This is a genomic window from Luteibacter aegosomatissinici, from assembly GCF_023078495.1.
GTDB lineage: Bacteria > Pseudomonadota > Gammaproteobacteria > Xanthomonadales > Rhodanobacteraceae > Luteibacter > Luteibacter aegosomatissinici.
The window spans coordinates 4,436,806-4,449,374 of record NZ_CP095742.1 but is presented as its reverse complement, the minus strand read 5'-3'; the positions used below and the strand labels follow the sequence as shown (position 1 = coordinate 4,449,374).

The 12,569-nt window shown below is 64.9% G+C and carries 13 protein-coding genes; 10 read left to right on the top strand and 3 right to left on the bottom strand.

Annotation, left to right across the window (positions count from 1 at the left end; all coding sequences use genetic code 11):
- Positions 1–63: 63 nt before the first annotated feature.
- Together L2Y97_RS20020 and putA are read right to left on the bottom strand one after the other, a co-directional pair.
- Complete coding sequence (locus tag L2Y97_RS20020; RefSeq protein WP_247430155.1) at positions 64–501, bottom strand: hypothetical protein; 438 nt, start codon at positions 499–501, stop codon at positions 64–66.
- A 316-nt stretch (positions 502–817) separates the two neighbouring features.
- Entirely contained in the window at positions 818–3,970 is a 3,153-nt protein-coding gene (putA, locus tag L2Y97_RS20015) for a bifunctional proline dehydrogenase/L-glutamate gamma-semialdehyde dehydrogenase PutA (RefSeq protein ID WP_247430153.1), read from the bottom strand.
- A gap of 268 nt (positions 3,971–4,238) precedes the next feature.
- On the opposite strand from putA, the gene L2Y97_RS20010 reads away from it, so the two are divergent.
- The 6 genes from L2Y97_RS20010 to nadS all read left to right on the top strand — a co-directional run bounded on the left by L2Y97_RS20010 (position 4,239) and on the right by nadS (position 8,811).
- On the top strand, positions 4,239–4,721 hold the full coding sequence (locus tag L2Y97_RS20010; protein WP_247430150.1) for a DUF2244 domain-containing protein: 483 nt from the start codon (positions 4,239–4,241) through the stop codon (positions 4,719–4,721).
- A 19-nt stretch (positions 4,722–4,740) separates the two neighbouring features.
- Positions 4,741–5,643, top strand: a complete 903-nt coding sequence (gene coxB / locus L2Y97_RS20005) for a cytochrome c oxidase subunit II (protein ID WP_247430148.1) — start codon at positions 4,741–4,743, stop codon at positions 5,641–5,643.
- Between the two features lie 50 nt (positions 5,644–5,693).
- Entirely contained in the window at positions 5,694–7,307 is a 1,614-nt protein-coding gene (gene ctaD, locus L2Y97_RS20000) for a cytochrome c oxidase subunit I (RefSeq protein ID WP_247430145.1), read from the top strand.
- A 3-nt stretch (positions 7,308–7,310) separates the two neighbouring features.
- Positions 7,311–7,436 carry a hypothetical protein gene (locus L2Y97_RS22410; RefSeq protein WP_256452060.1) on the top strand — a complete coding sequence of 42 codons (126 nt, stop codon included), beginning with the start codon at positions 7,311–7,313 and terminating at the stop codon, positions 7,434–7,436.
- A 32-nt stretch (positions 7,437–7,468) separates the two neighbouring features.
- Positions 7,469–8,359, top strand: coding sequence for a cytochrome c oxidase subunit 3 (locus L2Y97_RS19995; protein WP_247430142.1), 891 nt, complete (start codon positions 7,469–7,471; stop codon positions 8,357–8,359).
- Between the two features lie 164 nt (positions 8,360–8,523).
- Entirely contained in the window at positions 8,524–8,811 is a 288-nt protein-coding gene (gene nadS / locus L2Y97_RS19990) for a NadS family protein (RefSeq protein WP_247430140.1), read from the top strand.
- Positions 8,812–8,926: 115 nt separating this feature from the next.
- Here nadS and L2Y97_RS19985 read toward each other — a convergent pair whose 3' ends face one another.
- Entirely contained in the window at positions 8,927–9,163 is a 237-nt protein-coding gene (locus tag L2Y97_RS19985) for a twin transmembrane helix small protein (RefSeq protein WP_211352661.1), read from the bottom strand.
- 41 nt (positions 9,164–9,204) lie between these two features.
- On the opposite strand from L2Y97_RS19985, the gene L2Y97_RS19980 reads away from it, so the two are divergent.
- The 4 genes from L2Y97_RS19980 to cyoE are packed head-to-tail and all read left to right on the top strand — an operon-like array spanning position 9,205 to position 12,555.
- Positions 9,205–9,939 (top strand): SURF1 family protein, encoded by a 735-nt coding sequence (locus L2Y97_RS19980; RefSeq protein ID WP_247430138.1) that lies wholly within the window; start codon positions 9,205–9,207, stop codon positions 9,937–9,939.
- A complete protein-coding gene (locus tag L2Y97_RS19975) occupies positions 9,936–10,496 on the top strand; it encodes a hypothetical protein (protein ID WP_247430136.1) in 561 nt (186 codons plus the stop codon). The genes L2Y97_RS19980 and L2Y97_RS19975 overlap by 4 nt, the downstream gene beginning before the upstream one ends.
- Entirely contained in the window at positions 10,496–11,641 is a 1,146-nt protein-coding gene (locus L2Y97_RS19970; protein ID WP_247430133.1) for a COX15/CtaA family protein, read from the top strand. The genes L2Y97_RS19975 and L2Y97_RS19970 overlap by 1 nt, the downstream gene beginning before the upstream one ends.
- Positions 11,638–12,555, top strand: coding sequence for a heme o synthase (gene cyoE, locus L2Y97_RS19965; protein ID WP_247430130.1), 918 nt, complete (start codon positions 11,638–11,640; stop codon positions 12,553–12,555). The genes L2Y97_RS19970 and cyoE overlap by 4 nt, the downstream gene beginning before the upstream one ends.
- Positions 12,556–12,569: the final 14 nt, after the last annotated feature.

Sequence of the window (12,569 nt, the reverse complement as noted above, 5' to 3'; positions counted from 1 at the left end):
TCGTTCCGGGAACGACTGAGCCTGCGCAGGTCTTGTGTAGGAGCGCACTTGCGCGCGATAACCTCACGGCTCCAACGTGATTCGCTCAATGCACAACGTACCCCCACGCCACACGATGCCCTGGAGTTCGTTGAGCTGAGTCGCCGCAAAGGGAAGATCGGTCCAGAAAGCCGGGTCGTCGGGCACGCGCGCATCCGGCTGTTTGCCGTATTCAGCACGCCATGCTTCCTTGAACGTGGTGTGCGTGAGGAAGCCCACGTGCGCGTCTGCCCCGAGATTGCCCACGCCCAACCGGCAAGTCACCTTGCCATAGGCGTGGCGAAACAGGATCAGGCACTCATTGTGGCGCCCCTTGATGCCCGTCAGAAACGTTCGATTCCCGTCCATGCTGCTACTGATGACCAGGCCATTCAAACCGGCAAAAATGATCAGCTCCTCGAATTCCCTGAACGTATTCCCGGGGATGGCGTGGAAGCCCGCGCGCGAGAAATCCACGGTCAAGGCATGGGGCCCCAGGCGGGAGCTGATGTGTTCGAGGAGGTCTGGTCGATCCACCAACTGGCGCAGGCGTGGCCTCGATGAGACCTTGCTGGCTTTCGGAACAGGATTGACCTTGAGAGACGCATACGCGGTACCGGGCGACATCATGTCGCTGTCCTCCAGCTAGGGTGGTGGACGCCGGGTACCGGCCGGCGAGGTTGTGCAAAAAGCGTCTATCGCAGGCGCGTGCGGCGCAATAGGCCTTTTGTTGTAGGCGCATGAAAAAGGCCGCGCCCCTGGCGGAGCGCGGCCTTAGGTCTCACGTTGCCGCTTTCGCTTATTCGCCGATCGTCAGCAGCGATGCATTACCGCCCGCCGCCGTGGTGTTGATCGTGAGCGTGCGCTCACCGGCGAAGCGCAGCAGGTAGTGCGGGCCGCCGGCCTTGGGGCCAGTGCCGCTGAGGCCTTCGCCGCCGAACGGCTGCACGCCGACCACTGCACCGATCTGGTTGCGGTTGACGTAGCAGTTGCCGACCTTGGCGCGCGACGAGATGTACTCGATGGTGTCGTCGATGCGGCTGTGGATGCCGAGCGTCAGGCCGAAGCCGGTGTCGTTGATCTGCTCGACGACCTTGGCCAGGTCCGAACCCTTCCAGCGGATGACGTGCAGCACCGGACCGAAGATTTCGCGGGTCAGCGTTTCCAGCGACGGGATCTCGTAAGCGCGCGGCGCGAAGAACGTGCCGTTCGCCGTGCCTTCCGGCAGCGCGACTTCGGCAATCTTCTTTGCTTCGCGGTCCATGCGTGCCGCGTGGTCGACCAGGATCTGGCGCGCGTCTTCGTCGATCACCGGGCCGACGTCGGTCGACAGCAGGCCGGGGTCACCGACCTTCAGCTCGGCCATGGCACCGGCGAGCATGCCGATCACCTTGTCGGCGATATCTTCCTGCACGAACAGGATGCGCGCGGCCGAGCAACGCTGGCCGGCCGACTGGAACGCCGAGTTGATCACGTCCTTCACGATCTGCTCGGGCAGGGCCGAAGAGTCGGCGATCATCGCGTTCTGGCCACCGGTCTCGGCGATCAGCGCGGCGATGGGGGCGTTGCGTGCAGCGAGGGCGCGGTTGATCGCCCAGGCGGTATCCGTGGAACCAGTGAACGCGACGCCGGCGACGCGCTTGTCGCGGGTGAGGGCGGCGCCGACCGTGGCGCCATCGCCCGGCAGGAACTGCAGCACATCGGTCGGTACGCCGGCAGCGTGCAGCAGCTTCACCGCGGCGTAGCCGATCAGCGCAGTCTGCTCGGCGGGCTTGGCGATGACGGCGTTGCCGGCGGCGAGCGCGGCAGCGACCTGGCCCAGGAAGATGGCGAGCGGGAAGTTCCACGGGCTGATGCAGACGAACACGCCGCGGCCATTGAGGAACAGCTGGTTGCTTTCGCCGGTGGGGCCGGGCAGCTGTTCCGGCTGGCCGAACAGGCGGCGCGCCATGGTGGCGTAGTAGCGCAGGAAGTCAGCGGCTTCGCGGATTTCCGCGATCGCATCGGGCAGGCTCTTGCCGGCTTCGCGCACGCACATGGCGATGAACTCGGCACGGTTGTGCTCGAGCTGCTCGGCCGCGTGCTCAAGGATGGCGGCGCGGCTGGCGGCCGGCAGGCGGTCCCAGCCCGGCTGGGCGGCGACGCCGGCGCGCAGCGCGGCATCGACCATGCCTTCGTTGGCGTTCTCGACGGTGCCGATGATGCGGCGGCGGTCCGACGGGTCGGTCACTTCCTGCTTCGTACCACCCGCGGCGCCACCGGCGACCAGCGGAGCGGCCGTCCACGGGCCGGAGTGACGGTTGACGGCGTCGGCGAGCTCGTTCAGCTCGTTGTCGTTTGCGAAGTTCATGCCCATGGAGTTCTTCCGGAGTTCGCCGTACAGATTGACCGGCAGGGGAATGCGGGGGTGGGGGATGGAGGCGAAGGCGCGCACGATTTCGCACGGGTCGGCGACCAGGTCGCGCACCGGCACGCTTTCGTCGACCACGCGGTTGACGAAGCTCGTGTTGGCGCCGTTCTCGAGCAGGCGGCGTACCAGGTACGGCAGCAGGTCTTCATGCGTACCCACCGGCGCGTACACGCGGCACGGGACATTGAGCTTGTCCTTGCCGATCACTTCCGCGTACAGGTCCGCGCCCATGCCGTGCAGGCGCTGGTTCTCGTACGGGCGGCCCTTGGCGATATGGTGGATCGCGGCGATGGTGTGCGCGTTGTGCGTGGCGAACTGCGGGTAGACCAGGTCGCTGCCCGCATTGAACAGGCGGTGCGCGCAGGCCAGGTAGCTCACATCGGTGTTCGGCTTGCGCGTGTACACCGGGTAGCCGCTCAAGCCGTTTTCCTGGGCGCGCTTGATCTCGGCATCCCAGTAGGCGCCCTTCACCAGGCGCACGAACCAGCGGCGGCCGGTGGCGCGGGCCTTCTCGACCACCCAGTCGATCACGAACGGCGCACGCTTCTGGTAGCCCTGGATCACGATGCCCAGGCCGTTCCAGCCTTCCAGCGACGGGTGAGCGAATACATCGCCGATGATGTCGAGCGACAGTTCCAGGCGATCGGTTTCCTCGGCATCGACCGAGAGCGCGATGCCGTTCTTGAACGCCAGCTGCGAGAGCTCGAGCAGCTTGGCGCCCAGCTCCGCGCGAGCGCGGGCACGGTTGCCCACTTCGTAACGCGGGTGCAGGGCGGAAAGCTTCACCGAGATCGACGGGGCTTCCACGTTGCTCTTGAACGGACCGCGGGCACCGAGCGCGTTGATCGCGTCGCGGTAATCCTGCTGGTAACGCTCGGCCGTCGCCTGGGTGAGCGCTGATTCGCCGAGCATGTCGTACGAGTAGCGGTACACCGAGTGCTCTTTCTCCTCGGAGCGGTCCAGGGCTTCCTTGATCGTGCGTCCCATCACGAACTGGTGGCCCATGATGCGCATGGCCTGGCGGACAGCCAGGCGCACCACCGGCTCGCCCGCGCGGCCTACAAGGCGGCGCAGGGCGGAGGTGAAGTCGTGGCGGGTTTCTTCGGCCAGGTTCACCAGGTGGCCGGTGAGCATCAGGCCCCAGGTGGAGGCGTTGACGAACACGGACTCGCTCTGGCCCAGGTGCTTCTTCCAGTCGGCATCGCCCAGCTTGTCGCGGATCAGCTTGTCGGCGGTGGCCTTGTCGGGGATGCGCAGCAGCGCTTCGGCCACGCACATCAGCAGGACGCCTTCCTCGGAGGAAAGGTCGTACTGGCGCATGAAGGATTCGACGGCGCTCTGGTCCTTGGCGCGGGCGCGGACGCGGGTCACCAGGCCGGCGGCCACGTCGATGACGTGTTCGCGCTCGGTCGGGGGCAGCGTGGCCTGGGCCAGGAGGTCGTTGACGGCCTCGGTTTCGTCGCGCAGCCACGCGGCGGTAATGCGCGCGCGCGCCGGCTCGGCACCGGTGGGGAGTTCGGGACTGAGAATGGAGGGATTCACGGGGTGCTATGGGGGACGGGGAGACCGCCCATTGTAAGGGAGCGCGGGGCCGAGTGTGTGGTGCGCTGCGGGGTGGGGCCCGCGGGGCCCGGTAACGCGGGGCGGTTGGGCGCCCGCCGAGGCACCGCACGGCGGGCGTGCTTCGCCATCAAGCACTTACCGCGTGCGTGCGTCGTACTACCGGCGACAACCGTCCTTGCGGCACCCGTCCTTGCCGCATCTTCGCCGCCGCCCTATGATCCCAATGTTCCAGGCACGCCGGATTCCCATGTTCGTGCTTCGACCGACCGTCGCGGGTCACCCGCGCGTAGTGTGGCTTCGGCCCAACCGCGCGCTGGACAAGCGCGGCCTGCGTCGGCTGATCATCGGGCTTTCGGCGTTGGCCCTGGCGACCGCGGCGTTTGGCGCGTGGCAGGGGAACGTCTTTGCTCCCTTCTTCGCACTGCTCGAAGCGTTCGTCCTGGGGTTCGCGCTTGGCGCGGCCTGGCGGGCCGGCGACAGGGGTGAACGCATTGCCATTGGCCCGGATACGCTGGAGGTGCGGTTGCTACCGGGTCGACGGGTGCGTCGTTTCCAGACATATTGGGTACGCATCGGGCTGGCGCCGGGGGAAGGTCGCCAGCGGCTCTTGATCACATCGCACGGCAACGAGCTCGAAATCGGCGCTTTTCTTGGGGAAGAGGAAAGGGTCGAGGTGTCAAGGAAACTCATGGTGCTTCTGTCCGAAGTGATGGATCAGTCGCGCAGGTAGGTTCACTAAAGGTGCAAACATGACATCTGGCGGCATCGGACGATTGGTTTCGGCGTGGACGGCAGGCGTGGTACTAGCGCTCTCGGGTGGGGTGGCCAGGGCCAACCCGGAACCCGACCAGCTCAACATGACCAAGGGTGCGGCGGAGTGGTCCCCCTATGGCATGCACATGGTGGCGCTGTGGGTCTGCGTCGTCATTGGCATCGTGGTCTTCGGCGCCATGTTCGTGGCGATGTTCCGCTTCCGTAAGTCACGCGGCGCCGTGGCGGAAAAGTGGACGCACAGCACGAAGCTGGAAATCGTCTGGACGGTCATCCCCGTCATCATCCTTATCTTCCTGGCCAAGCTCGCCACCGGCGGCCTGACCAGCTTCGCCGATACCACGGGCTCGGAGATGACCATCAAGGTCACCGGCTACCAGTGGAAGTGGCGCTACGACTACGTCGAGTACAAGGGCAAGCCGGTCGACCGCGTGGGCTTCATGTCCAAGCTGGAAGAAACCTCCGACCGCACCCGCCAGCTCAAGTCCAACCTCGATCCGGAGAAGATCCAGGTCGACGGCTATAAAACCTACCTGCTCGATGTGGATAAGCCGCTCGTGGTGCCCGTGGGCGTCAAGATCCGCTTCATCATTGTCGGCGGCGACGTCATCCACTCGTGGTGGGTGCCAGCGCTGGGCTGGAAGATGGACGCGATCCCGGGCATCGCCAACTCGGCCTGGACGAACCTGAAGGAGCCTGGCGTCTATCGCGGCCAGTGCGCCGAACTTTGCGGCCAGGACCACGGCTTCATGCCGATCGTGGTCAAGGCCGTGCCCAAGGCTGAATTCGAACAGTGGCTGGCCACCCAGGAAGACGAGGCGAAGGTGCAGAAGGCCGCACAGACAGCCCAGGCAACCCCCGTCACGGCCCCCCAGGGCTGATTCCTCCCACGTCCCAGTCCGTTTAAGTCCAAGGTAGAGGTGCAAGGCCCATGGCGCACGATGCCACCCACGACCACCACGAACACCACGGCGCCCCGCAGGGTTTCTTCCAGCGCTGGGTGATGTCCACGAACCACAAGGACATCGGAACGCTTTACCTGGTTTTCGCCTTGCTGATGTTCTTCATCGGCGGCGCCTTCGCGATGGTGATCCGCGCGGAGCTGTTCAAGCCAGGCATGCAGCTGGTGCAGCCGTATTTCTTTAATGAAATGACGACGATGCACGCGCTGGTCATGATCTTCGGCGCCATCATGCCCTCGTTCGTGGGTCTGGCGAACTGGATGATCCCGCTCATGGTTGGCGCGCCGGACATGGCGCTGCCGCGCATGAACAACCTGTCGTTCTGGATCATGCCGTTCGCCTTCACGCTGCTGCTGAGCACGTTGTTCATGCCCGGCGGTGGCCCCGCCGGTGGCTGGACCATGTATCCGCCGCTGTCGCTGCAGGGTGAGTCGATCGCCTACGTGGTGTTCGCGGTCCACCTGATGGGTATCAGCTCGATCATGGGCGCGATCAACATCATCGCCACCATCCTCAACATGCGTGCACCGGGCATGGATCTGCTGAAGATGCCGGTGTTCGTGTGGAGCTGGCTGATTACTGCGTTCCTGCTTATCGCGGTGATGCCGGTGCTGGCGGGCGCGGTGACCATGCTGCTCACCGACAAGTATTTCCACACGAACTTCTTCAATGCCGCCGGCGGCGGTGATCCGGTGCTTTACCAGCACATCTTCTGGTTCTTCGGGCACCCCGAGGTGTACATCATGATCCTGCCGGCGTTCGGGATCATTTCGGAGATCATCCCCACCTTCGCCCGCAAGCCGATCTTTGGCTACAAGGCCATGGTGTTCGCCATCGCGTCGATCGCCTTCCTCTCGTTCATCGTCTGGGCCCACCACATGTTCGCCGTGGGCCTGCCGATGGGCGCGGAAATCTTCTTCATGTACGCCACCATGCTCATCGCCGTGCCGACTGGCGTGAAGGTGTTCAACTGGGTCAGCACCATGTGGGGCGGCTCGATGACGTTTGAAACGCCGATGCTGTTCTCCATCGCGTTCGTCATCCTGTTCACCATCGGCGGCTTCTCCGGCCTGATGCTGGCGCTGGCCCCGGCCGACTTCCAGTACCACGATACGTACTTCGTGGTCGCGCACTTCCACTACGTGCTGGTCACCGGCGCCGCGTTCTCGATCATGGCTGCCGCGTACTACTGGCTGCCGAAGTGGTCGGGCAACATGTACAGCGAGACCTGGGGCAAGATCCACTTCTGGTCCAGCGTCATCTCGGTCAACGTGTTGTTCTTCCCGCAGCACTTCCTGGGCCTGGCCGGCATGCCGCGCCGTATCCCGGATTACAACGTGGCCTTCGCCAACTTCAACATGATCAGCTCGATCGGCGGCTTCTGGTTCGGCGCCTCCCAGCTGATCTTCCTGGGCGTGATCGTGCACTGCGTCTACTTCTCGAAGAAGAAGGCTGCCGACCGCTCGTGGGAAGGTGCGAAGGGCCTGGAGTGGACGGTGCCGTCGCCCGCCCCGCACCACACCTTCGATGTGCCGCCGGTCATCCATGACGATGAGCTGGCGCACGGCCACACGGATCATTGATCGATGAACGCCATGGTCGACAGTGCAATGGATGAACGGCGCAAACGCGCCCGCCGCACCGCGTGGATCGCGGGCTGCGTGGCGCTGGGCATCTTCGTCCTGTCGATCGTGCAGATGTTGAAGCTGTAACGGCCAACAAGCGACTTCCACGGGAAACCAGCATGGGTCACCAGCAACACGACGCTTATTACGTACCGAGCAAGAGCCAGTGGCCCATCGTGGCCGCCGTGTCCATGTTCGTCACCGTGTTCGGTGCCGCGCACTGGCTCAATGCAGAACCCGGTGAATCCGGCTTCGGCAAGACCGTGTTCTGGGTCGGCCTGGTCATGATCCTGGGCATGTTCTTCGGCTGGTTCCGCTCGGTCATCAACGAATCGATGGCCGGCAACTACAACGGCCAGGTGGACCGCTCGTTCCGCATGGGCATGATGTGGTTCATCTTCTCCGAGGTGATGTTCTTCGGGGCGTTCTTCGGCGCACTGTTCTACGCCCGCATCTTCTCGGTGCCCTGGCTGGGCGGTGAAGGCCACGGCGTGCTCACCCACCAGTTCGTGTGGGAGAACTACAGCGCGGCGTGGGGTGCTTCCGGTGGCGGCGGCCCCGACAAGATCGGCGGCTCGTTCCATACCATCGCGGCGTGGGGCCTGCCCCTGCTGAACACGCTGATCCTGCTGTCGTCGGGCGTCACCATCACCATCGCGCACCACGCGCTGAAGGCCGGGCACCGCAAGGCGTTGCTCATCGGCCTGGGCGCCACCGTGCTGTTGGGCGCCACCTTCCTGTTCTGCCAGGCGCATGAGTACGCCGAGGCGTACGAGCACTTCAATCTCACGCTGGGCAGCGGCGTGTACGGCGCCACGTTCTTCATGCTCACCGGCTTCCACGGCATGCACGTGACGCTGGGCACGATCATGCTGGCGATCATCTGGCTGCGCTGCGCCAAGGGCCACTTCACGAAGGATGACCACTTCGGCTTCGAAGCCGTGGCGTGGTACTGGCACTTCGTCGACGTGGTGTGGCTGGCCTTGTTCTTGTTTGTCTACGTGCTCTGATCGAGCGTTGGTATTCGTTACCAGAGAAACCCGCCGCCTGGCGGGTTTTCTTTTCTAGGCACGGGCACTCCTTAGTGAGTCATTGACGCACGTAAGTCATTGGCGCACTATGCGCCTTTCGTGTCGTTATGACGAACCACGACTGACGTGCCGAGGCAGTTTCTATGAACACTTTCTTCGATGAGCTTCTCGAAAGCGTCCAGCAAATGGACGAGATTCACCGCGGAAAGCGCGCGCCGTCGCGCGAATTCCATGTCGACCCGGCCGCCGTTAAGGCGATTCGCGAGAGCACAGGGCTTTCCCAGCCGAACTTCGCCAAGGTGCTCGATGTCGATGTTGGCACCCTGCGCAACTGGGAACAGGGGCGGCGCGAGCCGACCGGGCCGGCGCGGGCGTTGCTAAGGGCTATTCGGAACGATCCGCAGCATGTGATGGCTGCGTTGGTTGGGTAGGCGCGGGATCGCGCGCAAGCGCGCTCCTACAGGGGGCGGGCAACGACCATAGAGCCGGCATGGGGCCGATTGCCGCAGTTTGCCGCAGCGCGCCTTGGTGGGCGGAGGGGGCGGGTTAGAATTGGCCCACGTCGTGCGGGTGCAGCCACCCCATGAAGATGCCCAGCGCCACCATGGCGATGAGCAGCAGGGAAAGGCCGATTCGGCGGGTAAGGGCCCATACGGTGCGCTTGCTCTGGCCCTTGTCGGTCATCATGAAGAACAGCGCCTGGCCCAGGTTGAACAGCACCACCAGGAGCAGGACCACCAGCGCGTATTTGTAGATGGTTTCCACGTGACCGTTCCGCTTCATTGCGACAATCCGAGTATAGCGGTGGGCACGCGGGGCTTTGCATGAGCTTCCTGCGCCGCCCGACGTGGTTCGCTGTCGCACTTACCGTGGCGGGAGTGCTGGTTTTCGTGCGCCTGGGCATCTGGCAGCTGGACCGGGCGGCCGAGAAAGATGAACTGCTGCGGCGCTACGCCGCAGCCAGCGAGGCGCCTGCCGAGGCCTTCGGCCGGGTGGCCGCCAACCCGCCAGCGGATCGGTACCCTCGCGTGGATGTCTCGGGCGTGTTCATCCCGGGCCATCGCTACGTGCTGGATGACCAGACCCGCGCCGGCCAGGTTGGCGTGCACGTGTATGCCGCGTTCCTGCCACACGGCGACAACCACGCCGTTCTGGTCGATCTGGGCTTCCTTCCGCGGGAAGCGGGCGCTTCGCCACGCCTGCCTCCCGTTCCCGAAGCGCAGCTCACGCTGCGTGGCCTGTACGTGCCACCGCCGGGGGTGGGTATTCGCCTTGGTGGCGATCGCCTTCCCGATCAGAAGGGCCCAGATAAGTCGGTGGTCTACGTCGACCTGTCCGAGATCGCCGCCGACCTGCACCGCTCCCTGTATCCTCGCGTGCTGCTGCTCGATGCCGATCCGGCCACGATCTATGCGCGCGAATGGACGCCCGCGGTCATGCCGCCGGCGCGCCACCGTGCTTACGCGTTCCAGTGGTTCACTTTCGCGCTTGCCGCGGTCGTGATCTTCATCCTTCTCCACCGCAACCGGCGGCCCCGCCCGCGCAACGAGAACCCATGAGCCAACCGCAAGCCCCATCCGCCCGCTCGGGCCGCCTGAAGCTGGTGCTGATCATGCTGGTGTTCCTTGCGCCCATCGTGGCGGCGGGCATCCTGACGCTGACGGGCTGGCAGCCCACGGGCAAGGGCAATGGCCAGCCGATCCTGCCGCAACGGTCATTCGAAGGCGTGCGTGTGGATGCGGGCGGAAAACCGTGGGCATGGCGTGACAGCGAGCCTCGCCTGACCCTCGTGGTCCTCCCGGGGCCGGCATGCGCCGCGGAATGCGTCAAAACGCTCGCGCTCGTGCGCAACGCGCGCATCGTGCTCAACCGTAACGCCGATCGGCTGCGCTTGCTTTACGTCGGCCAAGCGCCGACCACCACGGATGCGCAGGCGGTGATGTCCGACTACACGCTGGGCACCGAGCCCGCCGACACGTTTGCCCCGTTTCGCCCCACGACGCCCGATACCGTCGCGGTCGTGCTGGTGGAATCCAATGCCACCGCGCTCGCCTGGTACCCGGCGGGCTTTGACCCGAACGGCCTGCGCAAGGATCTGCAGAAGGTGATCCGCTGATGTCCCCCCGCGCTTTGAAAGCCCTGCGCACCCTGGCCCTGCTGGCCGCGATCTTCGCGTTCTGCGTGGTGATGTTCGGTGCGTTCGTGCGCCTTTCCAATGCCGGCCTGTCGTGCCCGGATTGGCCCACCTGTTATGGCAAGGTCACGTGGCCTGGCCATGCGCATGACATTGCGCAGGCCAACGAAGCTTTCCCTGATCGCCCGTATGAGGACCACAAGGCCTGGCGCGAGCAGGTGCATCGTTTCCTCGCAGGTAGCCTCGGTTTCATGGTGCTGGCCATCGCGCTGATCGCCGCATGGCGCCGCCGGATGGCCGTGGGCGCTGTACTTGCTGCCGCCGTGTTCGCGGCAGTCGGCGTCGTGCTCTACATGCGCGGCGCGTATCTGGTCTCGTCTATTCTCTCCGCGCTGGCGATTGCCCTGCCGCTTATCGCGGCAGCAACGCTCGACCGGCCGGGCGCGTGGCGTGTCGGTGTGGCGGCGCTCGCAGTCATCATCTTCCAGGCCATGCTCGGCATGTGGACGGTGACCCTGCTGGTGAAGCCCATTGTGGTGACCGGGCATTTGCTCGGTGGGCTCGCGACATTCGGGCTGCTCGCCTGGGCGGCGTTGCGCTGGTGGGGCGTCGGTACGCGCGATGAACGCTTTGCCGCGCTACGGCTCCCCGTCACCCTCGGCATCGTGGTCCTCGTCTGCCAGATCACCCTGGGCGGATGGACGAGCACCAACTACGCGGCGCTCGCCTGCGGCACGGATTTCCCGAAGTGCCTGGGCCAGTGGTGGCCCGACACCGACTTCCATGAAGCCTTCATCCTGTGGCGCGGTATCGGGGTGAACTACGAAGGTGGCGTGCTCGACATGGCCGCGCGCAGCGCCATCCAGATGGCGCACCGCATCGGCGCCGGCATCACCTTCCTCTACCTCGCGTGGCTTTCGCACAAGCTGGCTCGCGCTGGCCTGCGTAAGGTGGGCATCGCCGTGGCGGTGGTCCTCGTCGCGCAGGTGCTGTTGGGCGTCGGCAATGTTCACCTGGGCCTGCCGCTGCCCATGGCCACGGCGCACAATGGCGTGGCCGCGCTGCTCCTTTTCACCCTGCTCGCGGCCCTCGCCAGCACGCAACGTCTGCCGTCGGAGTCCCCGTGACCAAGTTCAAGCAATACCTGGAACTGACCAAGCCGCGCGTCGTCGCGCTGCTGGTGTTCTGCGCGGTCATCGGCATGTTCCTGGCGGTGGATTCCGATGGGAACCGCGTGCTGCCCACGTGGCAGTCGGGCATCTTCGGCACGCTGGGCATCTGGCTGGCCTCGGCGTCGGCTGCGGCGTTCAATCACCTGATTGACCAGCGCATCGACAAGATCATGGCGCGCACTTCGCACCGGCCGCTGGCCACCGGCGAACTCACGCCGATGAAGGTGTTCGTATTCGCGATGACGCTGGGCATCGTTTCGATGCTGATCCTCGTGTTCCTTGTGAACACGCTCACCGCGGTGCTCACGTTCTTCTCGCTCATCGGCTATGCGGTGATCTATACCGCGTACCTGAAGCGTGCGACCCCGCAGAACATCGTGATCGGCGGCCTCGCCGGTGCCGCGCCGCCCGTACTCGGCTGGACGGCGGTGACCGGTTCGCTGCACCCGTATGCCTTGCAGCTGCTGTTGATCATCTTCGTCTGGACCCCGCCGCATTTCTGGGCGCTGGCCATCTTCCGTGTAGATGATTATTCGCGCGCGCAAGTACCCATGCTGCCGGTGACCCACGGCGTGAAGTTCACCCGCTGGCACATCTTCTTCTACACCGTGCTGCTGTTCCTGGTGACGCTGCTGCCGTTCCTCACCGGCATGAATGGTCTCATCTATCTGTTCGGCGCCGTGGTGCTCGGCATCGGGTTCCTCTGGTACGCGGTGCGGCTTTTCTCGTCCACCGACGAATTCTTCCCGATGAAGATGTTCAACTACTCCATCATTTACCTGATGGTGTTGTTCGCCTTCCTGCTGGCCGATCACTGGCTGGTCGAGCCGATGGTGCATCTGCCAGTGCGGTTCGAGCCGATCGTCTGACGGCAAGTTAGCCG